The sequence below is a fragment of the Brevundimonas sp. 357 genome (assembly GCF_003938605.1).
Lineage (GTDB): Bacteria > Pseudomonadota > Alphaproteobacteria > Caulobacterales > Caulobacteraceae > Brevundimonas.
In genome coordinates this window covers 55,329-81,893 of the sequence record NZ_RHWX01000011.1, presented here as the reverse complement: position 1 = coordinate 81,893, position 26,565 = coordinate 55,329, and the positions used below count along the sequence as shown (strand labels likewise).

Sequence of the window (26,565 nt, the reverse complement as noted above, 5' to 3'; positions counted from 1 at the left end):
CAATGCCGCCTGTAGGTTATGCGGCGGTGAGAAGCCGCTGCCTTACTGCATCCCGGCGCGGATTTCGGCGCGCAGGGCGTCGATGGGGCGCAGCCCCGTATCCGTCTTGAAGCGCCAGTAGGTCCAGCCGTTGCAGGCCGGGGCGTTCTCCAGCAGGGCGCCCAGCTTGTGGATCGAGCCGGTCAGGGCGCCGGACACCAGCGAGCCGTCGGCCCGCACCCGCGCCTCGCGCTCGCCCTTGGGGCAGTACAGCTTGTCGCCCGGCGCCAGCAGCCCGGCTTCGACCAGGGCACCGAACGGCACCTTGGGCTCGGCCTTCTTGGAGCCGGTGACGACCAGGTCTTCCGGCGCGGCCGGAATGACGGCCTTGATGCGCTTCTCGGCCAGTTTGGCGTAGGTCTCGTCGCGTTCGATGCCGATGAAGTGGCGGCCCAGACGCTTGGCCGCCGCCCCCGTGGTGCCGGTGCCGAAGAAGGGGTCCAGAACCACGTCGCCGACGCGGCTGGCCGACAGCAGGACGCGGTGCAGCAGGGCCTCGGGCTTCTGGGTCGGATGGGCCTTGTCGCCGTTCTCGTCCTTCAGCCGCTCGCCGCCGGTGCACAGGGCCAGGGTCCAGTCCGAGCGCATCTGGGTGTCTTCGTTGAAGGCCTTCAGCGCATCGTAGTTGAAGGTATAGCGCTTCTGCTCGCGCGACTTGGCGGCCCAGATCAGGGTTTCATGGGCGTTGGTGAAGCGCGTGCCCTTGAAGTTCGGCATCGGGTTGGACTTGCGCCAGATGATGTCGTTCAGCACCCAGAAGCCCAGGTCCTGCATCGCCGCGCCCAGGCGGAAGATGTTGTGATAGCTGCCGATGACCCACAGGCTGCCCTCGTCCTTCAGCACCCGACGGCACTCGCCGAGCCAGGCGCGGGTGAAGGCGTCATAGGCGGCGAAGCTGTCGAACTTGTCCCAGTCGTCATCGACCGCGTCGACCTTGGAGTTGTCCGGCCGCAGCAGGTCGCCGCCTAACTGCAGGTTATAGGGCGGGTCGGCGAAGACCATGTCCACCGACTTGTCCGGCAGGCCCTTCAGCACCTCGATGCAGTCGCCACGCAGGATGACGTCGGTCTTCAACTCGGACATGGAAAAGCGGCCCCGGACAGATGAGACGCTTATGGTGAATCCTTACGGTTAAGGCGGAGTAACCAAGATTCACGCGGCGGCGATTGCGTGGATTGCGTTGCGACGAAACGGGGCCATAATCGCCACATGGAAATGGCGGTCAGACCCTTCTGATAGCGTCCGTGCGGGCTTGACGCCCCCGAGCGGCGCACCCTGTGCGACCCGGTCTCGCCCGGCGCATCAAGGCTGCGCGCTTCATACCCTCCAGTAAAAATTCCAAGGCCGCCCGGCGCTGACCGGGTGCGGCCGCGCACATAGAGATTTCCATGACTCAGGTTTTCGAAAGCCCGTTCAAGGGCCGACTGCTGTCCGATCTGGTGACCAACCCCAACATCATCGTCGGGCGTTACAGCTATTATTCCGGCTGGTATCACGGCCACGGCTTTGACGACTGCGCCCGCTATCTGATGACCGAGCCGGGCGTGGACCGGCTGATCATCGGCGACTTCTGCTCGATCGGCAGCGGCGCCGCCTTCATCATGGCCGGCAACCAGGGGCACCGGAACGACTGGGCCAGCTCCTTCCCCTTCTTCTACATGCCCGAGGTTCCGCATCTCGCCGGGGCGGTCGACGCCTTCCGACCGGCGGGCGACACGGTCATCGGCAACGACGTCTGGATCGGTAGCGAGGCCATCATCATGCCCGGCGTGAAGATCGGCGACGGCGCCGTGATCGGCACGCGGGCGCTGGTGACGCGCGATGTCGAGCCCTACGCCATCATCGGCGGCAATCCGGCCCGGGTCATCCGCAAGCGGTTCGACGACGACAGCGTCGCCATGCTGCTGGAGATGAAGTGGTGGGATTGGGACGACGCGCGTCTGGGCCAAGCCATGCCCATGCTGTGCAGCGGCGACATCGCCGCCCTGTACGCCTTCTGGCGCGAATGGGCGGAGGTCCAGGCGGTATAAACCCGCTCATCCCGGCGAAGGCATGGTGCAAATCGCATCCTGTTTGAGCTATGGGGCGAAGATGATCCGTCGTCTTCGCCCCGTTCCGTTCGCCCTCGGGCCTGTCCACTTCGTCGGCATCGGCGGCATCGGCATGAGCGGCATCGCCGAGATCATGCTGAAGATCGGCTATCAGGTGCAGGGCTCGGACGCCAAGGCCAGCGCCAATACCGAGCGTCTGGAGAAGCTGGGCGCCCGCATCTACATCGGCCACGACGCCGCCCATGTGACCGAGGGCGTCTCGGCGGTGGTCTATTCCACGGCGGTCAAGCCGACCAACCCCGAGCTGGCGGTGGCGCGCGAACGCCGCATTCCTCTGGTGCGCCGCGCCGAGATGCTGGCCGAGCTGATGCGGCTGCAGTTCTCGATCGGCGTCGGCGGCACGCACGGCAAGACGACGACGACCTCGATGGTCGCGGCCCTGCTGGACGCCGGATCGCTGGACCCGACGGTGGTCAACGGCGGCATCATCAACGCCTATGGCACCAACGCCAAGGTCGGCGAGGGCGACTGGATGGTGGTCGAGGCGGATGAGAGCGACGGCTCCTTCCTGCGCCTCAAATGCACGGTGGCGATCATCACCAACATCGACCCGGAGCACCTGGACCACTACGGCGACTTCGACGCGGTGAAGAAGGCGTTCGGCGACTTCATCGAGGACATTCCCTTCTACGGCTTTGGCGTGGTCTGCCTGGATCACCCCGAGGTGCAGAAGCTGGCGGCCCAGATCGACAACCGCCGTCTGGTCACCTACGGCCTGAACCCTCAGGCCATGGTCCGCGCCGACAATGTGCGCATGGATCCGGACGGCTCGCGCTTCGACGTGGTGATCCAGGGGCAGGGCATGGCCGCTCTGGGCGAGCCTGCGCGTATCGAGAACCTGCACCTGCCGATGGCGGGCTGGCACAACGTTTCCAACGCCCTGGCCGCCATCGCCGTGGCGCGCGAGATCGGGGTGGACGAGGACGCCATCCGCGCTGGCCTGGCCGGCTTCGGCGGGGTCAAGCGCCGCTTCACCACCACGGGCGTGGCCCACGGCGTGCGCGTGATCGACGACTATGGCCACCACCCGGTCGAGATCGCCGCCGTGCTGAAGGCCGCGCGCCAGGTGGTGCAGAACGCCGACAACACCGGCCGCGTCATCGCCGTGGTCCAGCCGCACCGCTACACCCGCCTGCGCGATCTGATGGAGGACTTCTCCACCTGCTTCTCGGACGCCGACAGCGTGCTGGTCGCCGACGTCTATCCGGCGGGCGAGCAGCCGATCGAGGGCGTGGACAAGCACGCCCTGGTCGAGGGCGTCCGCCGCTACGGCCACCGCCACGTCGCGGCGCTGGAGAACGCGGCCGTCCTGCCGCGCGTCATCAAGGATGAGGCCAAGCCCGGCGATCTGGTGGTCCTGCTGGGCGCCGGCGACATCACCAGCTGGGCCTACGCCCTGCCGGCGCAGCTGGAGGCGTTGGCTTAATCTCATGCTCCCGCTCATCCCGGCGGACGCCGGGATCCAGCGAGAGCTTCACGACGAAGCCTTGCCGCCCTACATCGGATCAACGTCAAACGGCTGGATGCAGCCAAAGCACTGGATCCCGGCGTCCGCCGGGATGAGCGGATTTATCGGATGGCCTGGACTGACAACCTCCCCGCCGTGCGCGGCAAGCTGCTGCTGAACGAGCCGCTGGGGCCCTACACCTGGTTCCGCGTGGGCGGGGCGGCGGACGCCCTGTTCATTCCGGCGGACGTCGATGATCTGGCCGACTTCCTCAAGGCCCTGCCCGAGGACGTGCCGGTGACGGCGATCGGCGTCGGCTCCAACCTGATCGTGCGCGACGGCGGGGTCGAAGGCGTGGTGATCCGTCTGGCGGGCCGCGCCTGGGGGCAGGTGACGACCGACGGCGTCACGGTCACGGCGGGCGCGGGCGCGCTGGACAGCATGGTGGCGCGCGCCTCTGCCAAGGCGGGCATCGCCGGGCTGGAGTTCTATGCGGGCATCCCCGGCTCGATCGGCGGCGCTCTGACGATGAACGCGGGCTGCTACGGCTCGGAGACGAAAGACGTGCTGGTGACCGCCTGGGGCCTGAACCGCAAGGGCGAGCGGGTCGAACTGGCCCTGGCCGACTTCGGGTACACCTACCGTCACTCGAACGCTCCAGCGGGCATCATCTGGATCGAGGCGACCTATCGCGGCACGCCCGACGCGCCCGAGGCTGTCGCCGCCCGGATCAACGAGATCACTGAGCGCCGCGAGAAGACCCAACCGATCCGCGAGAAGACCGGCGGCTCGACCTTCAAGAACCCTGACGGCCATTCCTCGTGGAAGCTGGTCGACGAGGCGGGCTGGCGCGGCAAGCTGCACGCGGTCACAGGCGGCGGGGCCAAGTTCAGCGAACTGCACTCCAACTTCATGATCAACCCCGGCGAGGCGACGGCCGCCGATATCGAGGGTCTGGGCGAAGCGGTGCGTGCTGACGTGCTGGCCAAGACCGGCGTGCATCTGAACTGGGAAATCAAGCGGATCGGGCGCCCGTAATCCTTCTCCCTCAAGGGGAGAAGGAAGAAGGTGACGAATTTCCTTCCACGCCCCCGTATCGTTTCCAACCGGTTAACCGTATTCAGGGCATAGGGGTGGGCTAGTCTTCGGATGTCGCCATGCGTACGCCCCTGAACACCCTCCATGTCGCTGTCCTGATGGGCGGTCTGTCGTCGGAACGCGAGGTCTCCCTGTCCTCGGGGCGCGGCTGCGCGGACGCCCTGGAAGGGCAGGTCGCCAAGGTCACGCGCGTCGACGCCGGGCGCGATCTGGCTCAGGTGCTGACGGCGTTGAAACCCGACGTCGTCTTCAACGCCCTGCACGGAAAATGGGGCGAGGACGGCTGCGTTCAGGGCATCCTTGAGACGCTGAAAATTCCCTACACGCACTCTGGCGTCCTGGCCTCGGCCCTGGCGATGGACAAGGACAAGTCCAAGGCCGTGCTGCAGGCGGCGGGCGTCATCGTGCCTGGCGGCGGCCTGTTCGACCGGCACGAGGTGGCCAGCCGCCACGTCATAGACCCGCCCTATGTGGTCAAGCCGAACGCCGAAGGCTCGTCCGTCGGCGTCTTCCTGGTGCGCGAGGGCGCCAACCGCCCGGTGGCCGAGGTCGGCGCCGAGGACTGGGCCTATGGCGATCAGGTCATGGTCGAGCCCTTCATTCCCGGCAAGGAACTGGCGGTCAGCGTGATCGGCGAGGCGACCGGCCCGCGCGCTCTGACCATCACCGACATCACCCCGACCAAGGGCTTCTACGACTACGAAGCCAAATACGCGCCCGGCGGCTCGCGCCACGTCCTGCCCGCCGAGCTGCCCGCGCACGTTTTTGACAAGGCTTTACGTCAGGCTGAGCTGGCCCACGCGGCCATGGGGTGCCGAGGCGTCTCCCGCGCCGACTTCCGTTATGACGATGTTAACGACGTTCTCGTTCTGTTGGAGGTGAACACCCAGCCCGGCATGACCCCGACCTCGCTTGTCCCCGAGCAGGCGGCCTTTGTCGGTATGGATTATCGCGAACTGGTTCGTTGGATGGTGGAGGACGCCTCATGCCCGCGGTAGTGCGCGGCGGTCGGCGACAGTCTTCGGGCAAGGGCGGCGCGCGCGGCGCTCCGTCCGGCCGCGCGGCCGAGATCGGCCGTCTGGACATGTCGCCGCGCGTCGTGGCGGCGACCCTGGTGGTCGGCGTCGGCATACTGGCGGCCGTGCTGGCCACCGGCGCGCGGGCCGAGCGTATCTCGACGGCCGTCACCGAACGCTTTGACGCCATGACGACCGGCATGGGTCTGAAGGTGCGTCAGGTTCACGTCACCGGCGCCTCGCCCGAGGCCGCCGCCGCCGTGCGCGCCGCCGTCGGCGTCCATGCCGACCAGCCTATCGTCAGCCTGGACCTGGCCGCCGTGCGCGACCGGGTGCAGTCGGTCGGCTGGGTCAAGGAGGCGCGCGTGGTGCGCCTGCTGCCCGACACCCTGATCGTCGACGTCAAGGAGCACGACCGCCTCGCCGTCTGGCAGGTAGGCGGCAAGGCCCACGTCATCGACGCGCAAGGAATCGTCATTCCGGGAGCCGACGCGGGCCGCTATCCGCGCCTGCCGCTGGTGGTGGGCAAGGGCGCCGATCAGGCTGCGTCCGACGTCCTGCCCCTGCTGGCCCAGCGCCCGCGCCTGATGGCCAAGGTGGACGCCCTGGTCCGCGTGGACGAGCGCCGCTGGGACTTGCGCCTCAAGGACGGCGCCCTGATCCAGCTGCCCGCCGTGGATCAGGAATCCGCCCTTATCCGCCTCGACGCCCTGGACCAGCGCGAACGCCTGCTGGACCTGGGCTTCGCCCGCATCGACCTTCGCACGCCGGAAGAAGTGGCCGTTCGCCCTTCCGAAGGCGCCGTTTGACCCTCTGACTTCCTAGGACACGACCCCATGGTTGGACGCAACCGAGACATCAAGCCGGAACAGGGCAGGGGCGCGCCGCGCGCGCCGGTCGTGGCCGCGCTCGATCTCGGCCAGGCCAAGGTCGCCTGCTTCATCATGAAGCCCGACGGCGTGCGCCACGCCGACCGCACCATCCGCGTCGCCGGGGCCGGCCACGTCCAGTCGCGCGGCGTCAAGGGCGGGGCCATCGTCAACATGGACGAGACGGCCCAGGCCATCGGCCACGCCGTCGAACGCGCCGAACGCGCGGCGGGCGCCCCCGTCTCCGGCGTCGTCGTCACCACGGCCATCGGCCAGATGGCCAGCCACCGGGTGCAGGCGCGCGTCTCGCTGGGCTCCCACCCGATCAGCGACGCCGATCTGGCGCGCGCCATCGGCATGGCCCTGGCCCAGATCCGTCTGCCGAACCGACGCCCGATCCACGTCCTGCCCATCGCCTGGTCGGTGGATGGCGCGCGCGGCGTTCATGATCCGCGCTCGATGCGCGGCGGCTCGTTGGGGCTGGACCTGCTGGTGGTCTCCATGTCCGAGGGCTCGTTCAACGCCCTCAGCCACTGCCTCGAACTGGCGCATCTGGATCTTCAGGGCGTGGCCGCGGCGCCGGTCGTCTCCTCCCTCGCCGCGCTGGAAGAAGATGAGATGGAGCTAGGCGCCCTGTGCATCGACATGGGCGGCGGCTCGACCTCGGCGGCGGTCTGGGGCGGGCGCTCCTTGCTGCACATCGAAAGCCTGAACGTCGGCGGCGACCATGTCACCGCCGACATCGCGCGCGGCCTGTCCACCTCGCGCGTCGGCGCTGAGCGGCTGAAGACCCTGCACGGCTCGGCCATGGCCAGCGCCAACGAAGACCGCGAAATGCTGGAGGCCCCGCCGCGCGGCGAGGACGCCTCGGCCGGTCCCGTCATCGTCCCGCGCGCCATGCTGAAGACCGTCATCGCCCCGCGCGTCGAAGAGACGCTGGAGTTGCTGCGCGATCGCCTGAAGCACGCCGGCATGGGCCTGGAGCCCGGCGCGGGCCTCGTCCTGACCGGCGGCGCCAGCCAGTTGAACGGCGTGCGCGAACTGGCCGTGCGCGTCTTCGACCGCCCGGTGCGCCTGGGCCGCCCGCAACGCGCGCCCCACCTGGCCGACGCCGCCGCCGGCCCGGCCTTCTGCTCGGCCGCCGGCGTCCTGCTCCGCGCCGCCTACGGCCCGCGCGAGGCTGTCTCGGCCCGCAAGCTGATGTCCCGCCAGATCACGGCGGCGGATGCGCCTAAGGTGCATCGCGGCGGTATGGTGGCCCGCGCGGCGGGCTGGCTGCGGGATAACCTGTAGCCGTCTGCGCGGTTTATATTCTAAATAACGTCGCTTTTCGGCCCTATTTCTCTCTGACTGCGATTAGAGAGAATGCTGATGTTCGCGTATATCCGAAAAATTTTTCTGATTTTGAACAGTTTCAAAAAATTTCCGTCCAAGAATAACAACGTTGTTGGGTATGTGTCTTTGCTGTGGCGGGATTGTTACATTACCGACGCTCAATAGCCCGATTTAGGTCACAATGGTTGTCCTTCCGTCATTTTCCGTTAGATGTGGTCATTAGGCATGCGCGTCGTTTCGGATGCGTGCGTTCGCTGATCATAGCTTTTCGGGGGCAACTATTATGAGTTTGAAGCGCAAATACCTGTTTGGGACGACTGTCTTGGCGGGTGTGGTTGCGGTCGCTGCGCCTGCCATGGCGCAGACCCAGACGCCGCCAGTGTCGGAAGAATCGACGCAGGTCGAAGAAATCGTCGTCACCGGTTCACGTATTCGTCGTGATCCGACGACTGTGGCCGCTCCGATCATTCAGATCGACGGTGCGGCGCTGCTCGAGACGGGCATGCCCACGGTTATCGACTACCTTGCGACCATTCCGGCGCTGTCCAACTCGCTGGTTCCGTCGGATACGACGGGCTCGGGCCTGAATGACGGCGGTCTGGAATTCGCCAACCTGCGCTCCCTCGGGTCGGGCCGTACGCTGACGCTGATTGACGGCCGCCGCCATGTCGGATCCTCGGCCGGCGTTCTGTCGGTCGATGTGTCGACGATCCCGCGCCTGTTGATCCAGAACATCGAGATCATCACCGGCGGCGCTTCGTCGGTTTACGGCGCCGACGCCGTGTCGGGTGTCGTCAACTACACGCTGCGCAAAGACTACGAAGGCCTTGAGGTCGACGCTAACTACGGTCAGTTGGTCAAGGGCGGCGACGCCGTTACCCGTCGCGTGTCGGCCCTGGGCGGCATCAACCTGTTTGACGATCGTCTGAACGTCTATGCTCACGCTGAATGGGAAAAGGCCGACGAGCTTCGTTCGAACCAGATCGGTTGGCTGCGTCGGGGTCGTGTCGGGCTGGGCATTGACGCCGACCCGACCAACCTGGCCATCGGCCCGGCGGCTGATGGTTTTATAGATACCGGCGAGTTCTTCAACGCTCGCCGCCTTGATCGTCCGCTCTGGGGTACGACGACCCTGGCCAACATGCAGCGCCCCAGCCCGTTCGGTGATCCGGACGTTCCGGTGGCGGCGTGCCGCAGCTTCTCGACCTCGTCCAACTGCTTCAACGTAGATCCGGCCTATACTTACTGGTTTGACGGCGCCACCGCTCGTCTGGCGGATTTCGGGCAGCGCATCGGCAACACCGGCGCCAACCGTCCGTGGAATATCGGCGGTGACGGCGAACTGGCTAACATGACGGCCTTTGACGCCTGGACCCGTTTCCCTGAACAAGAATCGCAACGTTACCAGGTCGGCGCCAACCTGCAGGTCAGCGACAACATTCGCGCGACGTTTGAAGCGAAATACACGACCGAGGACGCCTTCGATCAGGGCCAGTTCTCGTTCTGGGATATCTTCATCGTCGACGCCGGCCTGTCGTGCGGCGGCACGCCGTTTGGCGGCGCGGCTCGGACCTGCAACAACGGGAATACTCCGGGCTTGATCGGCGGCACCAGTTCGTTCGCCACGCGGACGGACAACGCCTTCCTGCCGGCCAATCTCGTTACGGCAATCCGCAACAACACCTTCATTCCCTATTCTGATCCGACCAACACGACGCCGGGCGCGCCGGGTACGGCCGTGACCGCCCCGATCGCCTTGCACCGCGGGTTCGGCATTCCGCGTGATCAGACCAACAATCGTGAGGTCCAGCGTTACGTCGCGGCGTTCGAAGGCGATTACGATCGTATCGGCTTCATCAACAACGCCAACTGGAGCCTGTCGTACACCTACGGCGAAATGAACAATAAGAACCGTGAGACGGGACCGGATGCGATTCGCTTCGGCCACGCCATGGACTCCATCGTCGATACGGCCGGCATTGTGAACGGCAAGCCAGGCGAGATCGTCTGCCGGGTCCAGCACCTGGCGGCGCGCGGCATTGCGGTTCAGGAGCAGAACCCCAACACGACGACGACGAGCTACACCGATGCGGCCACCAACCCGGAAATCGCGGGTTGTAAGCCGCTGAACGTCTTCGGCATGGGTAACCAATCGGCTGAAGCTCTCGAGTACATTTCGGCCAGCGTAACGGTGAATGAGAAGAACGTGCAGGAAAGCGCGGTCGCGACCTTCGGTGGTCAGGTTGGCGACTTCTGGGGCGCTGGTCAGATCGGCTTCTCGGTGGGCGCCGAATACCGCCGTGAGTATACTGAGGGCGTCGGCCGTAGCCGCGACACGAACAACCGCCTGCTGCAGTTGAATACAGGCGCTGATTTCCTGGGTGTCGAATACGAGACCACGGAATTCTTCGCAGAATTGGCTATTCCGCTGTTCCGTGACAGCTGGTTGGGCGAGTATGCTGAGTTCAACGGCTCGTACCGCACGTTTGATTATACGACTGCGGGCACGGGCGACGTCTATGGCCTTAGCCTGGTCTATCGTCCGATCCAGGACATCATGTTCAAGACCAGCTTCAATACGTCTTTCCGGGCTCCGAACCTGTCCGAAAACTACCGTCCTTACGGCCAGACGTTCGTGAACAGCTTCTCCGATCCATGCGACACGCGTGTCATTGCTTCCTTGAGCGGCAATAATGCGGCGGAAATCCGGACCAATCGTATCGCCAACTGTACGGCTCTGGCTGCACAGAAGGGTCTGGCTTATGACTTCGGTCAGGCGACGGTCGGTATCGGAGACGACTATCGTCCCGCCTATTCGGCCGGTGTCGCCAGTGTTCTGGCTGGCAACCCGGATCTGCGTCCTGAAACGTCGGAATCCTTCACCTTCTCGACGATCCTGCGCCCGCGGTTCATCCCGAACTTCAGCCTGGTGCTGGATTATTATGAGATCACGATCGACGACGTGATCGTCACGCCGTCGGGCCAGCAGATCGCCAACCAGTGCGTCAATGGCGCTCAACTGGACGCCGTGGCCTGCGCCCTGATCCGCCGCGAGAACCCGAATAACAACGCTGATCCGTTCAACGTCTTCAAGGTTGGCGCTCCCGTTGGCGATCCGATCGGCGGCTTCATCCTGCAGACGCTGAACTTTGCTAAGCTGGAAACTCGCGGTCTGGACATCACGGCCACCTACAGCGTCGATACCGAAGAAGTCTTCGGTAAGAACTTCGGCCGCTTTAATTACTCCTTCGGCGCGCTGTGGTTGATCGAGCAGAAGCAGTACACTAGCCTTACGAACCGTGACTTCTTCGACGATCTAACCACCAACGTCTTCTACCCGAGGCTAGAGGGCACCTCGCGCCTGAGCTGGACTTCGCCCAACAATAAACTGAGCGTGAGCTGGCTGGCCGACTGGATGGCTTCGCAGGACTTGGTCAAGAAGCGCGACGCCATCGCGTCGGGCAACGTCGATCAGTCCCCGACCGATTGGTGGACTACGGGCAACTTCGTCCGCCACGACGTGAGCTTCAACTATAAGGTCACGGATGATGTCACCGTGCGCGCCGGCGTGACCAACCTGACGGACGTCGAACCGCCGCTCTACCTGGGCTTCGCATCGACCTTCGACCCATATGGGCGTCGCTTCTTCGTTGGCCTGAACTACAAGCTGTTCTAGGTCGAACAACTCTTTCGAAACGGAGAGGGCGGCTCGAGAGAGCCGCCCTTTTCACATTCGCGGCGAACCAAGACCGAAGAAAGTTCACGAAATCTGCGGTCAAGCTGTTCGCAGCGACTATCATTCCGCCCGACTCACGCTATCGAGGTAACCCTTCGTTAACGCAGTCAGGGTTTTCCTTAACGCGCTCATAACCAATGCGATTCGGCGGGGAGTTCGCATCGGGGACGAAGGGCAGGGTTCTTAGGTCGGAATAATACAATGTCTCTCTCGCTGGTCAGGCCGGAAGCCACGGAATTGAAGCCCCGCATCGTCGTCTTCGGCGTAGGCGGAGCGGGCGGCAACGCCGTCAACAACATGATCGACTCCGGCCTTGAGGGCGTGGAGTTCGTCGTCGCCAACACCGACGCCCAGCATCTGAGCTTCGCCAAGACCGACCGCCGTATCCAACTGGGCGAGACCATCACGCAAGGGTTGGGCGCGGGCGCCCACCCTGAGGTCGGCATGAACGCCGCCGAGGAGAGCGCGGACGAGATCCATGCGCACCTGGAAGGCGCGCACATGGTCTTCATCACCTGCGGCATGGGCGGCGGCACCGGCACCGGCGCGGCGCCGGTCATCGCCAAATGCGCGCGTGATCGCGGCATCCTGACCGTCGGCGTTGTGACCAAGCCCTTCACCTTCGAAGGCCGTCACCGGATGCGCCTGGCCGACGCCGGCGTGGCCGAGCTGCAGCGCTACGTCGACACCCTGATCGTCATCCCGAACCAGAACCTGTTCCGCGTCGCCAACGAACGCACCACCTTCTCCGACGCCTTCGGCATGGCCGACCAGGTGCTGCACTCGGGCGTCCGCTCGATCACCGACCTGATGATCCTGCCGGGCCTGATCAACCTCGACTTCGCCGACGTCCGCGCCGTGATGAGCGAGATGGGCAAGGCCATGATGGGCACGGGCGAGGCCACGGGCGACGACCGCGCCCTGCTGGCGGCCCAGAACGCCATCGCCAACCCGCTGCTGGACGAGACCAGCCTGAAGGGCGCCAAGGCCGTGCTGGTGAACATCACCGGCGGCATGGACATGACCCTGCTGGAAGTCGACGAGGCCGCCAACGCCATCGCCGGCGAAGTGGACGGCGACGCCAACATCATCTTCGGCGCGGCCTTTGACCCGGCGCTGGACGGCAAGATCCGCGTCTCGGTCGTCGCGACCGGCATGGATGAAGCCGTCATCCAGCAGATCGAGCCGCAGGGCCAGAGCTTCGGCCGCACGGGCGGCTTGCCGAACGCGGCGCCGCGCCAGCCGGAAGTCCGCATCGACCCGGTGCGCGAAGCCGCGCCGCAGCCGGCGCCCGCTCCGGTTTATGAAGCCCCGGCCGCTCGCGCGCCTGAGCCGAAAATCGAAGCCAAGCCCGAGCCGGTCATCCGTGATGCGCCGCGGAACTTGGAGCCGATCGTCGATCCGTGGGTCGAGGAGTATGAGCAGGGCGCCGGTCGCGCCCAGCCGGCGGCTTCGTCGGAACAGGGCGACCTCTATTTCGATCGCGCCCCGCAGCGTCAGCAACCGGCGCCGCAGCAACCGGCCCAGCGTCCGGCCGCCCGTCATGAAGAGCCGGCCGAGGAGCCCTTCTACGACGAGCGCGACCACCGCCGCAGCGGTTGGAGTCTGTTCGGCCGCAAGCGCCAGCAGCCGCAGCAGCAGCAGTCCTATGCGCCGCCGCCGTCGTCGAACCGCACGACCCAGCAACTGCGTCAGACGCAGGCGATGCAGCCCCAGCAGCAAGACCCGCAGGTGGGCCAGTCCGAGGATGACGACCTGGAGATCCCGTCCTTTCTCCGCCGCCTCGCGAACTGATCGACCCAAAAAGTCCTGATAACGAAGCGCCCCGGAGCCGACCTTCGGGGCGTTTTCACGTGTGGGCGCCGAGGCTGGAATGTGTCGTCGAACCGAAACAATCCGAAACCCGACTTTCATTTCGGGCTTGAGCCCCGAGGCGTAAACGACAGGTGAGGCGAAGACCGTCCCGTTGGGGCGGGTCGCGCAACAGAGAGTTTCCGAGTGACGGTCCGCAACGACCAGTACGAACAGACCATCGTCGCCCCGGCCATCTGCGCCGGCGTCGGCGTGCACACCGGCCGCCGCGTGCGTCTGGTCGTGCGCCCGGCTGCGCCTGGCCACGGCATCGTCTTCGTGCGCACGGACGTCACCGACCGCGACAATCGCATCCCCGTCTCGGGCGAGGCGGTCGTAGACGCGCGCCTGAACACCATGATCGAGAACGCGGCGGGCGTGCGCCTGTCGACGATCGAGCACCTGATGGCCGCGCTGGCCGCCTTGGGCGTCTCCAACGCCGTGATCGAGGTGGACGGGCCGGAACTGCCGATCCTGGACGGCTCGGCGCTGCAGTTCGTGCAACTGCTGGACCGCGCGGGTTTCCGCCGCCAGGAAGCGCCCCAGACCTATATCGAGATCCTGAAGCCGATCCGGGTGGAGGAGGGCGACAAGTCCGCCGTCCTTAAGCCCTGCGACCGCTATGAGATGCGCTTCGAGATCGACTTCCCGACGCCGGTCATCGGCAATCAGGTGGTGGATTTCGTCGTCGACGAAGCGACCTTCCGCTCGGACATCATGGCGGCCCGCACCTTCGGCTTCGCCCATGAGGTCGAGGCCCTGCGTCAGGCCGGTCTGGCCCGCGGCGGCTCGCTGGAGAACGCCGTGGTCATCGACGGCGACCAGATCCTGAACCCCGGCGGCCTGCGCATGGAGCGCGAGTTCGTGCGCCACAAGGCGCTGGACGCCATCGGCGACCTGTATGTCCTCGGCGCGCCCCTGCTGGGCCGCTACGAAGGCGTCAAGGCGGGCCACGCCCTGAACAACAAGCTGGTCCGCGCCCTGCTGGCTCAACCGGACGCCTGGCGCGAAACGGTTCGCGTGCCCGACATGGCGATGGCGGGCTGAATTCGTCCTTCTCCCCTTGTGGGAGAAGGTGGCAGGCGGAGCCTGACGGATGAGGGGTGTAATCGCCCTGGTATCTGGATGGGCGCGCCGCTTGCCGTGGTTGATTTCCGAATGTCGCGCTGGCCCCCCTCATCCGAGCGCCTCCGGCGCCCACCTTCTCCCTCAAGGGGAGAAGGGTCAGGAGAGGGCAATCGCGCTGATCAACCGGCCGAAGTCCGGCTCTCCCGCCAGATAGGCGCGGCGGTTGGAGTAGAAGCGTGCCGCGTCCGCGCGCGTGTCGTCGCCGGTCCAGGCGGCCTCGCCGACGCCCGCCTGCTCCAGCCGCCACAGGACGAAGCCGGGCAGGTCGAACTGGCGTTTGTCTTCGATGGCGCCGGGGGCGAAGAAGCGTTCGCTGCCGGGGTCGTGGTGGGCGAAGCGGTCCTGGTAGTCAGCGCCGACTTCGTAGGAGGCCTGGGCGATGCAGGGGCCGACGACGGCGACGATGCGCGACGGCTCGGCGCCCAGGGCCTGCATGGCCGCGACGGTCGAGTGGATGACCCCGTCAAGAGCGCCCTTCCAGCCCGCGTGGGCGGCGCCGACCACGCCCGCCTCGGCGTCGGCGAACAGCACGGGGGCGCAGTCGGCGGTCAGGACGGTCAGCACCGGCCCCTTCACTCCCGCGACCACGGCGTCGCCTTCGGGGCGTTCGCCGGCCCAGCCGCTTTCGGCCACGCGGGCGACGGCGGAGTGGACCTGATAGCAGCCGCACAGGTCGTCGGCGGCGCCGCCCATCCATTCGGCGACGCGGCGGCGGTTCTCGGCGACGTGGGCCGGGTCGTCCTTGGAGCCGACGCCGGCGTTCAGTCCGGCGTAGATGCCGTCCGATACGCCGCCCGCGCGAGTGAAGAAGCCGTGGCGCACCCCGGCCCTGGTCAGCAGCGGATGGGTGATCGTGTTCAGGCTCATGCGGCGGCCTCCAGTTCGAAACGGGCGGCGTCGATGGCGGCCTGAACGGCCTTGCGCGCCTGGGGGCTGTTCTTCCAGCAGGTCGAGCCGACGCTGGCGGCGGCTCCGGCGCAGACGACGGCCGCATCGGCCTGGGCCAGGCGGGCGAAGCCGCCGACGCCCAGTTCTTCCAGCCGTTCGATAACCTTGGGGCCGACGCCCTTGGTCGCCAGCAGAATTTGGCGCTCGTGCTCGGTGAAGGTCATGGCCGCATCAGTCTCCATCATCGGGCGGGCCGCCTCAGAAGCCCGGCAGCGCCAGCGAGCGCGGCGAGAAGATCGCCGCCGCCTTGAACAGTTCGCCCATCTGGTCCGGTGCGGTCAGGCGGTCCAGCTGGCGCTGGATGACCGGGGCGGCTTCGGGGCATCCCTGCATCAACCGCTGGGCGCGGGCTTCGATCCCCAGCGCCTTGAGGAAGGCGCCCTGGCCGACGCAGCCGGTCACGTCGGCGCCGCCCCGTACGGCGGCCTCCAGCACCAGGGGGAAGTCGGCCCATTGCGTCAGGTCGGCCTCACCCGGTGTCGACAGGGGATCGACCTTCTGGTGCCGCCGCAGGGCCTGCAGCGTATCGCCCGCCTCGGGTTTACTGCGGCCGTAGTCGATCAGCAGGGCGGCGCCCGAGGCGGCGCGGATTAGGCTGGCCAGATCGCGGCCGAAGGCGGCTTGCTGTTCGGAAATCTCCATGATCTGACCCGGTTCGACCTCAAAGCCGGGCGTCTCGAAGCCGTCGGCGATGGCGGTCAGGCCGAAGGTCAGTTCATTGTCGTCAGTGACGCCGATGCGGCGCTCGGCCCAGCCGCCTTCGGTCTTGATGAACTGGCGCGCGGGCAGGCAGTCCAGCACCTCATTGGCGATCAGGATGACCGGGGCGTCCGTCTCGACCTTGTTCAGGGCGCTGAGCCAGCGCGGATGCACGTCAGCGTCCGCCAGTCGACGAGCCTGCTCGGCGCGCAGCGGCGCGCTGGGTTCGATCAGGATCAGATCGACCGCCTGCAGGAAGCCGGGCACCAGCCGCGCCGCGCGCAGCACGTCGGACATCAGCGTGCCGTCGCCCGGCCCGACCTCGACCAGCCGCACGCGCTCGGGCGCGCCCAGGCGGGTCCAGGTCTCGATCGCCCACAGGCCGATGAGTTCGCCGAACATCTGGCTGATCAGCGGGGCGGTGATGAAGTCGCCGCCTTCGCCCAGCGCGGGGCGAGTGGCGTAATAGCCGCCCCTGGGGTCGTGCAGGCAGCGGGTGACGTAGTCCGCCACCGTCATCGGCCCGGTCAGCACGATCTCGCGGACCAGCCGGTCCTTGAGGGTCTGCGAGATGGGGGACGGTGCGGAATGGATCATGCCGTGCTGTTCTCTCAATCCGTCATCCTCGGGCTTGTCCCGAGGATCCAGAGACTCAAGGCCTGACATAGGAACTCGCGAGCCTGAAACCGACCGTCGCGTGTCTGGATTCTCGGGACAAGCCCGAGAATGACGAGAAAAATCAATCTACCGAGGCCGCGACTTCGGGCTTCTTCAGCGCCCGCCAGATCAGCCAGGCGCCGACCAGCATCATCGGGATCGACAGGATCATGCCCATGGTCAGGCCCAGCGGCAGGTTCTCCAGCCCGGCGTCAGGCTGGCGCACGTTCTCCAGCGCGGCGCGGCAGACGCCGTAACCCAGCAGGAACAGGCCGGTGACGAAGCCCGGGCGCTTCAGCATCCGCCATTTCCAGATCGCCAGCGACAGGACGACGAACAGCAGCAGGCCCTCCAGCCCCGCCTCATACAGCTGGCTGGGGTGGCGCGGCTCGTTGCCGGCGGGGCAGAAGCCGTACATCTGCTGGATGCGCTCGTTGCAGAAGCGGATGGCCCAGGGGACCGTCGTCTCGCGGCCCCATAGTTCGCCGTTGATGAAGTTGGCGATGCGGCCGAAGAACAGACCCAGCGGCGCGACCGGGGCGATCAGGTCGCCCAGGCTGAGCGGGTTCACCTGTTGGCGCCGGGCGTAGAGGGCGATGGCGATGACCACGCCCAGGAAGCCGCCGTGGAAGCTCATCCCGCCGGTCCATAGCTGCAGCAGTTCCAGTCGCTCGCCCCAGCTGTCGCCGGTGAACAACTGGGCGAACATTGCCGGCTTGTAGAAGAGGGCGTAGCCGAAACGGCCGCCCAGGATGACGCCGAGCGTGATCCACAGCACCAGGTCGTCCAGTTGCTGTCCGCCGACCGGCGACTTGCCCGGCGCCCACAGGCGCTCCGTCTTGGCCAGGCGCGAGGCGTACCACCAGCCCAGGACGATGCCGGCGATATAGGCCAGCGCGTACCAGCGGATGGGCAAGGGGCCGAGCTGGATCAGTACGGGGTCGAATTCGGGAAAGGGCACGGGGCCTCCTGCACCTTCAGAAGTTGTCCCTCGTCTAGCAAGCGGGACTGCATTCGTCGCGCGCTTTTCCCGCGAAGCAGTCTATAGGCCGCAGGCAGGTAAGGTTTGGTTTACCCAAATCAATGCACCGTTAACCACGTTTCGGACCGATGGTCCGGGAGTTCTCAAGAGGCCGCCATGCAGACGCGCAATCCCCTCCTTGATGAGTTCGCCAAGCTGACGACCGGCGCCATGGGTCTGGCCCAGGCCGCAGGTGAAGAGGCCAAGGCCGCCTGGCGCGCCCAGGCTGACCGCTTCGTCGCTGAAATGGATCTGGTCCGTCGCGACGAGTTCGACGTGCTGAAGGACGAGATCGCCGCCCTGCGCGCCGAGATCGCGGCGCTGAAGGCTGCGGCTCCGGCTCCGAAGAAGGCCGCCAAGGGATCGTCCACAGACGCGGCTTCGAGCCCGGATTCAGCCGGTTGAGCCGAATCTGCGAACACGCCTACCGTTCTCGAAAGCGCTCATTTGAGTCGCTGCCGCTGCTGAAGAAGTTGAACGCCTGATGGATGCTGTGAGACCCGAAGAGGTCGACCTGCCCTTTGATCCGCTGGATGTGGTTGAACACGTCCTGACGGCGGAGAACCTGCCGTTCGACCGCACGGACGAGGGCGATCTGGCCTTCGCCCTGGCCGGCGACTGGAAGGACTATGAGCTGTGGTTCGCCTGGCGGCCCGAGGGGGACTGCCTTCAGCTGTGCCTGGCGTTGGACCTGCGGGTGGCCAAGACGCGCCGCGCGGCGGCCTATGAACTGGTGTCGATGATCAATCAGCGCACCTGGCTGGGCCATTTCGAGATCTGGCCGGACGAGGGCGAGATCGTCTTCCGCCACGCCCTGGCCCTGCCGCACACTGAACGCCCGACCCTGGCCCAGGCCGCGTCCATGATCGACGCGGCGGTCGAGGCGGCCGACCGTTATTATCCCGCCTTCGACTTCATGGTGCGCGGCTCCAAGAAGCCGAAGGAGGCGATCGACGCCTGCCTGTTCGAGACCGTGGGCAACGCCTGATGAGCGGTTCTGGACATCCGGTCGTGCTTCAGGGCGTCGGACGCCTGGGCTCGGCCATTCTGGAAGGCTGGCTGGCGACGGGCGCCGTCGACCCGGCCGATCTGATCATCCTGACGCCGTCTGAAAAGCCGGTCGCCGAGGCGGCGCGGACCAAGGGCGCGCGGATCAATCCGCCACTGGAGGCGCTGGCCAACGCCCGCGCCTTCGTCATCGGGGTGAAGCCCGCCAAATGGCTGGAGGCGGCGCAGGCGGTGTTGCCGCATCTGGCGCCAGACGCCGTGATCGTTTCGGTCATGGCCGGGGTGCGCGGCGAGACGATCTCTGACGGCTATGACGACCGCCCGGTCGTGCGCGTCATGCCGACGACCGGCGTGGCCCAGGCGCGCGGGGTGGCGACGCTGTGGTCTGCTGACGCCGGCGCCCTGAAGGTCGGGCGCGAACTGTTCGAGCCGATCGCCGAGACGGTCCTGCTGGATGACGAAACGCTGATGCACGCGGCGACGGCGGTGTCCGGCTGTGGCCCGGCCTATTTCTTCGCCTTCACCCGCGCCCTGGCCGAGGCTGGAGAGGCGGAAGGCCTGTCGCCCGAGGCCGCCGCCCGTCTGGCGCGCGCCACCCTGCGTTCGGCTGCGGCGGGGGTGGAGGGCGACGAGGCTCTGAACGCCCTGATCGACCGCGTGGCCTCGCCCGGCGGCGTGACGCAGGCCGGTCTGATCGCCCTCAATGAAAACGGCGCCCTCGACCATTCTGTCGAAAGCGCCGTGAAGGCGGCGGTCGCCAAGTCCACTGAACTCAGCGGCTGATCGTCAGGCGCTTCAGCGCTTGACGAAGCGACCCTCGGCCAGGTTGCGAGCCAGGCGGTCATAGGCGCGCTGGGCGTCGGTCCATGTGGTCGAACCGCGCGCATCGGCCAGGGTCGGGGTGTAGTAGTCGAACTTGACCGGCTGGACCTCGCCCGAGGCCATGGTCACGGACCCTTCCACCGCCGCACCGCCGATCGACAGGCTGCGCATGCCGTCCAGACCGGGCTTGTCGCCCAGTTGCTGCATGGTCGGACGATTGGGCTTCAGGTCTGTGATGACCAGTTCCACGCGAGCGCCGTCCAGGGCGTGACGATCCGTCAGCACGCGCTCGACGGTGCGGGTCAGGTCGCTCACCTGTTGTTGGACATCGCGTTCGCCCAGTTCTTGGGCGGTCTTGGCGAAGTCGGGGCTGACCGTCACGACGACGGCCGAGGGTTGAGCCGCGGCTGTGCCGGAGACGACGAGGGCGGCGGCGAGCGGCGCAAGGAAAGCAATACGACGCATAGTACGGACTCCTGATTCCAGGCCCCCCTGGAACACAGGACAAGATGGCGACGATTTTACGGTTTCGCTAGAGGCGCCGGCAAAAGATCTAGGCGGCGCGACGATCCGCCGGCAGCCGGATGGACGCCTTCAGCCCGCCCATTTCGCTGCGGCCCAGGATGATGTCGCCGCCGTGGCCGCGCGCCACGTCCCGCGCCACGGCCAGGCCCAGGCCCACCCCCTTGCGGTTCTGATTGCGCGAGGCGTCCAGGCGCGAGAAGGGGCGGAAGGCTTCTTCGTGCATGTCGTCCGGAATGCCGGGGCCGTCGTCCTCGACCACGATCTCCAGTCCGCCGGAGGGCAGGGGGCGAGCCGACAGCCGCACCTTTTCCCCGTGGGAGGCGGCGTTGCCGACCAGGTTGTTGATCGCCCGGCGGAAGGCCAGGGGGCGGGCCAGCATGTTGAGATCGTCGGGCGTCTCGACTTCGGCCACGGCGCCGGAGCGACCGGCGTCCTCGGCGGCGCGGCGCAGCATTTCGGGCACGGAGATCGTCTGCATCGCCTCGCCCGCCTCGCCGCGCGCGAAGGCGAGGTATTCGTCGATCATATGCTCCATCTCGTCCAGATCGCCCTTCATCGCCTCGGCGCGCTTGAACGGCGGGGCCAGGGCCAGTTCGAGGCGCAGCCGGGTCAGGGGCGTGCGCAGGTCGTGGCTGACCGAGGCCAGCAGGGCGGTGCGCTGATCGATGTGGCGCTGGATGCGGGCGCGCATGTCCAGGAAGGCGGTGGCGGCGGCCCGCACCTCGCGCGCGCCGTGCGGCTTGAAGCGCGGCACGCTCTCGCCTCGGCCGAAAGCCTCGGCGGCGGAGGCCAGGCGCTCGATGGCGCGCACCTGGTTGCGGATGAACAGCACCGCCACGCCGAGCAGCAGGATGGTGGCGATCATCAGCCACAGGACGAAGATGTGGGCCTGGGTCGCCACGGCCCGTTCACGCGGGGCGATGACGCGCAGCACGCCGCCCGCCTCCTGCACCCGGATGTCGACATAGGCGGGGTAGCGGGTGGTGTCGAACCAGAAGGGCTGGTCCAGTCGCGAGGCCAGGGCCTTCTCCAGCGTTCGGTCGACCAGACCCAGGGCGCCGCGCCGTTCTTCCTGCGGAAGAGACGCTTCGGGCTGGAAGGCGATGGACAACTGCATCGACCGTTCGGCGCGCTCGGAGATCAGGGCCAGGTTCTGGGGCGAAGGATCGTCGCGATAGCTTTCGGCCGCCCAGGCCACGTCGCCGGCAAGACCCTCGGACAGACGCGCCGTCACCGCCTGCCAGTGGGCGTCGAAGAAGGCCCAGGTCACCGCCGCCTGCATGATCAAAACCGGCAGGACGATGATCAGCAGCGACCGGCCCCACAGAGAGGTCGGCACCCGGCGCTTGATCCATCGCGTCCAGACGTTGAACGGCATCAGCCGCATGGGCGATATTCCGATCCCAGTCTCAGTCCGGGGCCAGCATATAGCCGACGCCGCGCACAGTCTGCAGATAGCGCGGGTTCTTCGGATCGGCTTCCAGCTTGCGGCGCAGGCGCGTCACCTGCACATCCACGGCGCGGCCGGTCACATCGGCCGTGTCGGGCGACAGGGTCATGCGCTCGACCGGCGAATGGGCGTGGATGGCCAGGGTCTTGAGCAACTGCGCTTCGGCCTCGGTCAGACGCTGCAGCACGCCGTCACGCGTCAGCTCCAGCCGCTCCATGTCAAAGACCGCCGGACCCATATGGATCTCTTTCGGCGTCATCAGCTTGCCGCCCGTGCGACGCAGGATGGCGTCGACGCGCAGCGCCAATTCACGCGGGTCGAAGGGCTTGGACATATAGTCGTCGGCGCCGCGCGACAGACCCTCGATCCGATCGTCGGGGTCGCCCTTGGCGGTCAGCAGCAGCACGGGCGTCTTGGACAGGGCCGCCTGGCTGCGGATCCAGGTGGTCAGGTCGAATCCGCTCTCGCCCGGCATCATCACGTCCAGCACGATCAGGTCGAATTCGATCAACTCGATCATTCGACGCGCGGCGCCCGCATGGGCGGCTCCGGTGACGCGATAGCCCTCGCGGCTCAGGAATTCCTTGAGCAGTTCGCGGATACGGTCGTCGTCATCGACGACCAGAAGGTGCCGTCCGCTGCCCGCCGGAGCGATGGGGCCCGAGCGGCCGTTGGGGCGCGGATCGATCATGCTCACTGCGAATCTCCTCGCGAGACGCCGTTGACGCGGACGCGCGACGGGCGTCTAAATAAATATCTTGCGCAGGAGACGTTCTTCAATGGCCTTCGTTCCTTTCGACGATCGTGACGGATGGATCTGGTTTGATGGAGAATTCGTTCCCTGGCGGGAGGCGAAAACGCACGTTCTGACCCATGGCCTTCACTACGGCTCGTCGGTGTTCGAGGGTGAGCGTATGTATGGCGGTGAAATCTTCAAGCTGACCGCGCACAGCGAACGCCTGAAGCGCTCCGCCGAGCTGCTCGACTTCGAGATTCCCTATAGCGTGGCCGAGATCGACGCCGCCTGCAAGGAAACCTGCGCGCGCAACGGCCTGATCGACTGCTATATCCGCCCCGTCGCCTATCTGGGGCCGGAACAGCTCAGCGTCACCGCCAAGAACAGCAAGGTCCACCTGGCGATCGCCGCCTGGGAATGGCCCAGCTATTTCGACCCCGAGGTCAAGAAGAAGGGCATCGCCCTGGAGTGGGCCAAGTGGCGCCGCCCCGATCCGGCGACGGCGCCGTCGACGGCCAAGGCGGCCGGCCTCTACATGATCTGCACCATGTCCAAGACGGCGGCCGAGAAGCGCGGCTTCGCCGACGCCCTGATGCTGGACTGGCGCGGCTATGTGGCCGAGGCGACCGGCGCCAACGTCTTCTTCGTCCGGAACGGCGCCCTGCACACGCCGCGTGTCGATCACATCCTGAACGGCATCACCCGCCAGACCGTCATCGAAATGGCCCAGGCGCGCGGGATCGAGGTCATTGTCCGCGACATCCTGCCGGAAGAGCTGGGCGATTTCTCCGAATGCTTCCTGACCGGCTCGGCCGCCGAGGTGACGCCGGTCGGTCAGGTCGGCGACTATCGCTTCACGCCGGGCGCGCTGTCGCTGAGCCTGATGGACGACTACGGCAAGCTGGTGCGCGGGACGCTCTAATCTCCCTCTCCCAGCGGGAGAGGGTTTTTCATTGCCCCCTTGCCAGCGGCGTTCTGCTGTCGTTGATGCGCACTGAAGAAGCCGGCTCCCATAGCGCCGGTCGCGGAGCCGCCTTTCCATGTTCAGCCTCCTGAACCTCCAGAGCCTGTTCGGCCTGGTCGTCATCGTCGCCGTCTGCTGGGCGATCTCCGAGAACCGCCGCGCCTTTCCGTGGCGGCTGGCGATCGGGGCGGTGCTGGTGCAGGCGGCTCTGGTGCTGGCGACCTTCGCCATTCCCGGCTCACAGGTGGTGCTGGACGGCATCAACAATGCGGTGAAGGGGCTGGAGCTGGCGACTGCGGAGGGGACGCGCTTCGTCTTCGGCTACCTGGCGGGCGGGGATCAGCCCTACGCCGTGGCCAATGAAGGCGCCCTGTTCACCTTCGCCTTCAATGTGCTGCCGCTGATCCTGGTGATCTCGGCCCTGTCGGCCCTGCTGTGGCACTGGAAGATCCTGAAGTGGATCACGCTCGGCTTCGGCTTCCTGTTCCAGCGGACCATGGGGCTGGGCGGCGCCTCGGCCCTGGCGGTCGCGGCCAATGTCTTCCTGGGCATGATCGAAAGCCCGATCGTCATCCGCGCCTATCTGGACAAGCTGAGCCGGTCCGAGGTCTTCCTGATGATGGTGGTCGGTCTGGCCACGGTCGCCGGTTCGACCATGGTGGCCTATGCGACCATTCTGTCGCCGGTGCTGACCAATGCGGCGGGCCACGTCCTGGTGGCCTCCATCGTCTCGGCGCCCGCCGGCATCCTGCTGGCCCGCGTCATCATTCCGGAAAAGCCGGGCGAGGGCGGGGCGGTCGCCGACTATAACTCGGCGCTGAAGTACGACAGCGCCGTCGACGCCATCGTGAAAGGCACGTCCGACGGCCTGATGGTGGTGCTGAACATCTCGGCCGTGCTGATCGTCTTCGTGGCCCTGGTGGCGCTGGCCAACGTCATCCTGGGCGGCTTCGTCATCGCCGGAGAGCCGCTGACGATCGAGCGCATCCTGGGCGTGCTCTTCGCTCCCGTGGCCTGGCTGACCGGCGTGGAATGGGCCGACGCCCAGAAGGCGGGCTGGCTGCTGGGCGTCAAGCTGACCCTGACCGAGTTCGTCGCCTTCATCGAACTGGGCAAGGTGCCCGCCGCCGAGATGAGCGAGCGCACGCGGATGCTGATGACCTACGCCCTGTGCGGCTTCGCCAACATCGGCTCGGTCGGCATCACCGTCACCGGCCTGTCGGTGCTGATGCCCGAACGCCGCGAGGAGGTGCTGGGCATGGTGTGGAAGGCGCTGCTGGCGGGCTTTCTGGCCACGCTGATGACGGCCTGCATCGTCGGGGCCTTGCCCGCCGCCGTCTTCGCTTAGTAGCGTTCCGAGGGCAGCCGAAGGGAACCCTCTGATGAAGCTTTATGAAAGCCGTCGCGCGCCCAATCCGCGCCGCGTCCGCTGGGTCATGGCGGAAAAGGGCGTGACCGACGTCGAGCGGGTCGAGATCGAGCTTCTGGCGGGCGAGCACCGCACGCCGGCCTATCGCGCCAAGTTCGGCGTGCCGCACGTTCCTGCGCTGGAACTGGACGACGGGACCTGCCTGACCGAATCCATCGCCATCTGCCGCTATCTGGAGGCCCTGCACCCCGAGCCGAACCTGTTCGGCCGCGATCCGAAGGAGCAGGCCATCATCGAGATGTGGATGCGTCGGTGCGAGATGTATCTGGCCAATCCGATGATGCTGAACGTGCGCTTCACCCATCCGGCCCTGGCCGCGCTTGAGGCGCCCCAGCCTCAGGTCGCCGAATACAACCGTCTGGGCGCCGAACGCTTCATGAAGACGCTGGACCGGCACTTGGCGGATCATGAGTTCATCGCCGCCGACCGCTTCACCATCGCCGATATCGTCGGGGCCGTGGGGCTGGATTTCGCCCGGCTGGTCAAATACCGCCCGCCGGAGGAACTGACCCATCTGGCCCGCTGGCTGGAGGCGTGCCGCGCCCGTCCGGCGGCGGCGGCGGGGATGTGAGCCTGCCTTGCGCACTCTGACGCGGTCGGATCGCTGGCTGGCTCTGATGCTGGCGGCGCTGGCGGGCTATGTCGACAGTCTGGGCTTCCTGCACCTGGGCGGAGTGTTCGTCTCCTTCATGAGCGGCAACAGCACCCGGCTGGCCGTCAGTCTGGCCGAGGGGCGGTGGCAGGCGGCGGGCGCGGTGGCCGGTGTGCTGGCGCTGTTCGTGCTGGGCGCCATGCTCGGCGCCCTGGTTGCAGGCGGCGAGGGCGCGCGGTCGCGCAGCCGGGTGCTGGCGGTCGAGGCCTTCCTGCTGGGCGGAGCCGCCGTGGCGGCGGGGGCGGGCATCGCGCCTGTGGCCATCGGCCTGATGGTCATGGCGATGGCCGTCGAGAACTCGGTCTTCCTGCGCGACGGCGAGGTCGGGGTCAGCCTGACCTATATGACCGGAACGCTCGTCAAGACCGGCCACGCCCTGGCGGCGGCGGTGCGGGGCGGCGATCCGTGGGCGTTCCGGCCCTATATGGTGCTGTGGGCCGGGCTGGTCGGCGGCGCGCTGCTGGGCGCCGTGGTCTATGGCCGCCTGGGACTGGACGCCCTGTGGCCGGCGGCGGCCGCCGCGATGGGGCTGGCGCTGAGCGTGCGGTTCAGTCGCGCGGCGTGAACTTTCGGATCACGCCCGAGAAGGTCATCAGCAGCCTCTCGCCCGTGACGATCTGGCCGCGCACGAAGATCAGGCTCTTGCCCGCCTTGGTCACCTGGCCAGTCGCCTCGATCAGTTCGCCGACGTAAGCGCCGTCGATGAAGGTGGAATCCAGCTGCACCGTCACGCCCGAGGCGCCTTCCATCTCCTGATAGGCGATCTGGAACATGGCAATGTCGGCGAAGGTCATCAGGCAGCCGCCATGCATCCGCCCGCCTGCGTTCATATGCTTCTGCTCGGCGCGGAAGGCGCAGCGCATATGCCCGTCGGGATCGGGCTTGCCATAGAAGGGGCCGACGACCACGTCGAAGGTGTCGCGCAGATTATAGGTCTTCCAGCCGGCGAACTCGCCTTCGGTGACGGTGATTATCTCGGCCATGTCGGTTTTGCCTTCTTTCCGATCTCGCGGTGCAGCATATA

The 26,565-nt window shown here is 66.7% G+C and carries 25 protein-coding genes; 16 read left to right on the top strand and 9 right to left on the bottom strand.

From position 1 onward, the window contains the following. Window positions 1-42: 42 nt before the first annotated feature. Complete coding sequence (locus tag EGK63_RS11130) at window positions 43-1,122, bottom strand: site-specific DNA-methyltransferase (RefSeq protein WP_125901514.1); 1,080 nt, start codon at window positions 1,120-1,122, stop codon at window positions 43-45. A gap of 305 nt (window positions 1,123-1,427) precedes the next feature. Between EGK63_RS11130 and catB the strand changes: the two genes are divergently transcribed. From catB to lpxC, 9 genes are all read left to right on the top strand, one after another. Beyond that, a complete protein-coding gene (gene catB, locus EGK63_RS11125; RefSeq protein ID WP_125901513.1) occupies window positions 1,428-2,069 on the top strand; it encodes a type B chloramphenicol O-acetyltransferase in 642 nt (213 codons plus the stop codon). A 61-nt stretch (window positions 2,070-2,130) separates the two neighbouring features. After that, the gene (gene murC / locus EGK63_RS11120) at window positions 2,131-3,576 is read left to right on the top strand and encodes a UDP-N-acetylmuramate--L-alanine ligase (protein ID WP_125901512.1); all 1,446 of its coding nucleotides are present in this window, start codon (window positions 2,131-2,133) and stop codon (window positions 3,574-3,576) included. Between the two features lie 150 nt (window positions 3,577-3,726). Next, window positions 3,727-4,635, top strand: coding sequence for a UDP-N-acetylmuramate dehydrogenase (gene murB, locus EGK63_RS11115; protein ID WP_125901511.1), 909 nt, complete (start codon window positions 3,727-3,729; stop codon window positions 4,633-4,635). Between the two features lie 119 nt (window positions 4,636-4,754). Then, the gene (locus EGK63_RS11110) at window positions 4,755-5,693 is read left to right on the top strand and encodes a D-alanine--D-alanine ligase (protein WP_125901510.1); all 939 of its coding nucleotides are present in this window, start codon (window positions 4,755-4,757) and stop codon (window positions 5,691-5,693) included. Further along, complete coding sequence (locus EGK63_RS11105) at window positions 5,681-6,520, top strand: cell division protein FtsQ/DivIB (protein WP_125901509.1); 840 nt, start codon at window positions 5,681-5,683, stop codon at window positions 6,518-6,520. Before EGK63_RS11110 ends, EGK63_RS11105 begins: the two co-directional genes overlap by 13 nt. Window positions 6,521-6,547: 27 nt before the next feature. Beyond that, the gene (ftsA, locus tag EGK63_RS11100; RefSeq protein WP_125901508.1) at window positions 6,548-7,873 is read left to right on the top strand and encodes a cell division protein FtsA; all 1,326 of its coding nucleotides are present in this window, start codon (window positions 6,548-6,550) and stop codon (window positions 7,871-7,873) included. Window positions 7,874-8,270: 397 nt separating this feature from the next. After that, complete coding sequence (locus tag EGK63_RS11095) at window positions 8,271-11,591, top strand: TonB-dependent receptor (protein WP_165906586.1); 3,321 nt, start codon at window positions 8,271-8,273, stop codon at window positions 11,589-11,591. A 261-nt stretch (window positions 11,592-11,852) separates the two neighbouring features. Beyond that, complete coding sequence (ftsZ, locus tag EGK63_RS11090) at window positions 11,853-13,445, top strand: cell division protein FtsZ (protein WP_125901506.1); 1,593 nt, start codon at window positions 11,853-11,855, stop codon at window positions 13,443-13,445. A 204-nt stretch (window positions 13,446-13,649) separates the two neighbouring features. Further along, entirely contained in the window at window positions 13,650-14,549 is a 900-nt protein-coding gene (gene lpxC, locus EGK63_RS11085) for a UDP-3-O-acyl-N-acetylglucosamine deacetylase (RefSeq protein ID WP_125901505.1), read from the top strand. A gap of 177 nt (window positions 14,550-14,726) precedes the next feature. Here lpxC and pgeF read toward each other — a convergent pair whose 3' ends face one another. The 4 genes from pgeF to lgt form a co-directional block, all read right to left on the bottom strand. Then, window positions 14,727-15,497 carry a peptidoglycan editing factor PgeF gene (gene pgeF, locus EGK63_RS11080; RefSeq protein WP_125901504.1) on the bottom strand — a complete coding sequence of 257 codons (771 nt, stop codon included), beginning with the start codon at window positions 15,495-15,497 and terminating at the stop codon, window positions 14,727-14,729. Beyond that, complete coding sequence (locus EGK63_RS11075; protein ID WP_125901503.1) at window positions 15,494-15,763, bottom strand: helix-hairpin-helix domain-containing protein; 270 nt, start codon at window positions 15,761-15,763, stop codon at window positions 15,494-15,496. Before EGK63_RS11075 ends, pgeF begins: the two co-directional genes overlap by 4 nt. Before the next feature lie 13 nt (window positions 15,764-15,776). Continuing rightward, window positions 15,777-16,874, bottom strand: a complete 1,098-nt coding sequence (locus EGK63_RS11070; RefSeq protein ID WP_165906585.1) for a class I SAM-dependent methyltransferase — start codon at window positions 16,872-16,874, stop codon at window positions 15,777-15,779. Between the two features lie 142 nt (window positions 16,875-17,016). Continuing rightward, window positions 17,017-17,895, bottom strand: coding sequence for a prolipoprotein diacylglyceryl transferase (gene lgt / locus EGK63_RS11065; protein WP_125901502.1), 879 nt, complete (start codon window positions 17,893-17,895; stop codon window positions 17,017-17,019). 177 nt (window positions 17,896-18,072) lie between these two features. Here lgt and EGK63_RS11060 point away from each other — a divergent pair, with 177 nt between their 5' ends. From EGK63_RS11060 to EGK63_RS11050, 3 genes are all read left to right on the top strand, one after another. Continuing rightward, complete coding sequence (locus EGK63_RS11060) at window positions 18,073-18,360, top strand: accessory factor UbiK family protein (RefSeq protein WP_125901501.1); 288 nt, start codon at window positions 18,073-18,075, stop codon at window positions 18,358-18,360. Between the two features lie 79 nt (window positions 18,361-18,439). Then, entirely contained in the window at window positions 18,440-18,943 is a 504-nt protein-coding gene (locus EGK63_RS11055) for a YbjN domain-containing protein (protein ID WP_004370784.1), read from the top strand. Then, window positions 18,943-19,746, top strand: coding sequence for a pyrroline-5-carboxylate reductase (locus tag EGK63_RS11050; RefSeq protein WP_125901500.1), 804 nt, complete (start codon window positions 18,943-18,945; stop codon window positions 19,744-19,746). The genes EGK63_RS11055 and EGK63_RS11050 overlap by 1 nt, the downstream gene beginning before the upstream one ends. A gap of 12 nt (window positions 19,747-19,758) precedes the next feature. On the opposite strand, the gene EGK63_RS11045 is transcribed toward EGK63_RS11050, so the two are convergent. From EGK63_RS11045 to EGK63_RS11035, 3 genes are all read right to left on the bottom strand, one after another. Next, window positions 19,759-20,250, bottom strand: coding sequence for a hypothetical protein (locus EGK63_RS11045; RefSeq protein ID WP_125901499.1), 492 nt, complete (start codon window positions 20,248-20,250; stop codon window positions 19,759-19,761). A gap of 88 nt (window positions 20,251-20,338) precedes the next feature. After that, on the bottom strand, window positions 20,339-21,697 hold the full coding sequence (locus tag EGK63_RS11040; protein ID WP_125901498.1) for an ATP-binding protein: 1,359 nt from the start codon (window positions 21,695-21,697) through the stop codon (window positions 20,339-20,341). A gap of 22 nt (window positions 21,698-21,719) precedes the next feature. Then, window positions 21,720-22,451 carry a response regulator gene (locus EGK63_RS11035; protein WP_200166204.1) on the bottom strand — a complete coding sequence of 244 codons (732 nt, stop codon included), beginning with the start codon at window positions 22,449-22,451 and terminating at the stop codon, window positions 21,720-21,722. Between the two features lie 88 nt (window positions 22,452-22,539). Here EGK63_RS11035 and EGK63_RS11030 point away from each other — a divergent pair, with 88 nt between their 5' ends. The 4 genes from EGK63_RS11030 to EGK63_RS11015 all read left to right on the top strand — a co-directional run bounded on the left by EGK63_RS11030 (window position 22,540) and on the right by EGK63_RS11015 (window position 26,106). Next, window positions 22,540-23,418: a branched-chain amino acid aminotransferase gene (locus tag EGK63_RS11030; protein WP_125901496.1), complete on the top strand. Its 879-nt coding sequence runs from the start codon at window positions 22,540-22,542 to the stop codon at window positions 23,416-23,418. A 118-nt stretch (window positions 23,419-23,536) separates the two neighbouring features. Next, window positions 23,537-24,808: a NupC/NupG family nucleoside CNT transporter gene (locus EGK63_RS11025; RefSeq protein ID WP_125901495.1), complete on the top strand. Its 1,272-nt coding sequence runs from the start codon at window positions 23,537-23,539 to the stop codon at window positions 24,806-24,808. A 34-nt stretch (window positions 24,809-24,842) separates the two neighbouring features. After that, window positions 24,843-25,460, top strand: a complete 618-nt coding sequence (locus EGK63_RS11020) for a glutathione S-transferase family protein (RefSeq protein ID WP_125901494.1) — start codon at window positions 24,843-24,845, stop codon at window positions 25,458-25,460. 7 nt (window positions 25,461-25,467) lie between these two features. Next, window positions 25,468-26,106: a YoaK family protein gene (locus EGK63_RS11015; protein WP_207896368.1), complete on the top strand. Its 639-nt coding sequence runs from the start codon at window positions 25,468-25,470 to the stop codon at window positions 26,104-26,106. Here EGK63_RS11015 and EGK63_RS11010 read toward each other — a convergent pair. Then, on the bottom strand, window positions 26,090-26,524 hold the full coding sequence (locus EGK63_RS11010; RefSeq protein WP_125901493.1) for a PaaI family thioesterase: 435 nt from the start codon (window positions 26,522-26,524) through the stop codon (window positions 26,090-26,092). The genes EGK63_RS11015 and EGK63_RS11010 overlap by 17 nt on opposite strands. Window positions 26,525-26,565: the final 41 nt, after the last annotated feature.

Excerpts from the sequence above, each read along its gene's own strand:
- EGK63_RS11130 (WP_125901514.1), bottom strand. The coding sequence starts at position 1,122 with ATGTCCGAGTTGAAGACCGACGTCATCCTGCGTGGCGACTGCATCGAG.
- catB (WP_125901513.1), top strand. The coding sequence starts at position 1,428 with ATGACTCAGGTTTTCGAAAGCCCGTTCAAGGGCCGACTGCTGTCCGAT.
- murC (WP_125901512.1), top strand. The coding sequence starts at position 2,131 with ATGATCCGTCGTCTTCGCCCCGTTCCGTTCGCCCTCGGGCCTGTCCAC.
- murB (WP_125901511.1), top strand. The coding sequence starts at position 3,727 with ATGGCCTGGACTGACAACCTCCCCGCCGTGCGCGGCAAGCTGCTGCTG.
- EGK63_RS11110 (WP_125901510.1), top strand. The coding sequence starts at position 4,755 with ATGCGTACGCCCCTGAACACCCTCCATGTCGCTGTCCTGATGGGCGGT.
- EGK63_RS11105 (WP_125901509.1), top strand. The coding sequence starts at position 5,681 with ATGCCCGCGGTAGTGCGCGGCGGTCGGCGACAGTCTTCGGGCAAGGGC.
- ftsA (WP_125901508.1), top strand. The coding sequence starts at position 6,548 with ATGGTTGGACGCAACCGAGACATCAAGCCGGAACAGGGCAGGGGCGCG.
- EGK63_RS11095 (WP_165906586.1), top strand. The coding sequence starts at position 8,271 with ATGGCGCAGACCCAGACGCCGCCAGTGTCGGAAGAATCGACGCAGGTC.
- ftsZ (WP_125901506.1), top strand. The coding sequence starts at position 11,853 with ATGTCTCTCTCGCTGGTCAGGCCGGAAGCCACGGAATTGAAGCCCCGC.
- pgeF (WP_125901504.1), bottom strand. The coding sequence starts at position 15,497 with ATGAGCCTGAACACGATCACCCATCCGCTGCTGACCAGGGCCGGGGTG.
- EGK63_RS11075 (WP_125901503.1), bottom strand. The coding sequence starts at position 15,763 with ATGATGGAGACTGATGCGGCCATGACCTTCACCGAGCACGAGCGCCAA.
- EGK63_RS11070 (WP_165906585.1), bottom strand. The coding sequence starts at position 16,874 with ATGATCCATTCCGCACCGTCCCCCATCTCGCAGACCCTCAAGGACCGG.
- EGK63_RS11060 (WP_125901501.1), top strand. The coding sequence starts at position 18,073 with ATGCAGACGCGCAATCCCCTCCTTGATGAGTTCGCCAAGCTGACGACC.
- EGK63_RS11055 (WP_004370784.1), top strand. The coding sequence starts at position 18,440 with ATGGATGCTGTGAGACCCGAAGAGGTCGACCTGCCCTTTGATCCGCTG.
- EGK63_RS11050 (WP_125901500.1), top strand. The coding sequence starts at position 18,943 with ATGAGCGGTTCTGGACATCCGGTCGTGCTTCAGGGCGTCGGACGCCTG.
- EGK63_RS11045 (WP_125901499.1), bottom strand. The coding sequence starts at position 20,250 with ATGCGTCGTATTGCTTTCCTTGCGCCGCTCGCCGCCGCCCTCGTCGTC.
- EGK63_RS11040 (WP_125901498.1), bottom strand. The coding sequence starts at position 21,697 with ATGCGGCTGATGCCGTTCAACGTCTGGACGCGATGGATCAAGCGCCGG.
- EGK63_RS11035 (WP_200166204.1), bottom strand. The coding sequence starts at position 22,451 with ATGATCGATCCGCGCCCCAACGGCCGCTCGGGCCCCATCGCTCCGGCG.
- EGK63_RS11030 (WP_125901496.1), top strand. The coding sequence starts at position 22,540 with ATGGCCTTCGTTCCTTTCGACGATCGTGACGGATGGATCTGGTTTGAT.
- EGK63_RS11025 (WP_125901495.1), top strand. The coding sequence starts at position 23,537 with ATGTTCAGCCTCCTGAACCTCCAGAGCCTGTTCGGCCTGGTCGTCATC.
- EGK63_RS11020 (WP_125901494.1), top strand. The coding sequence starts at position 24,843 with ATGAAGCTTTATGAAAGCCGTCGCGCGCCCAATCCGCGCCGCGTCCGC.
- EGK63_RS11010 (WP_125901493.1), bottom strand. The coding sequence starts at position 26,524 with ATGGCCGAGATAATCACCGTCACCGAAGGCGAGTTCGCCGGCTGGAAG.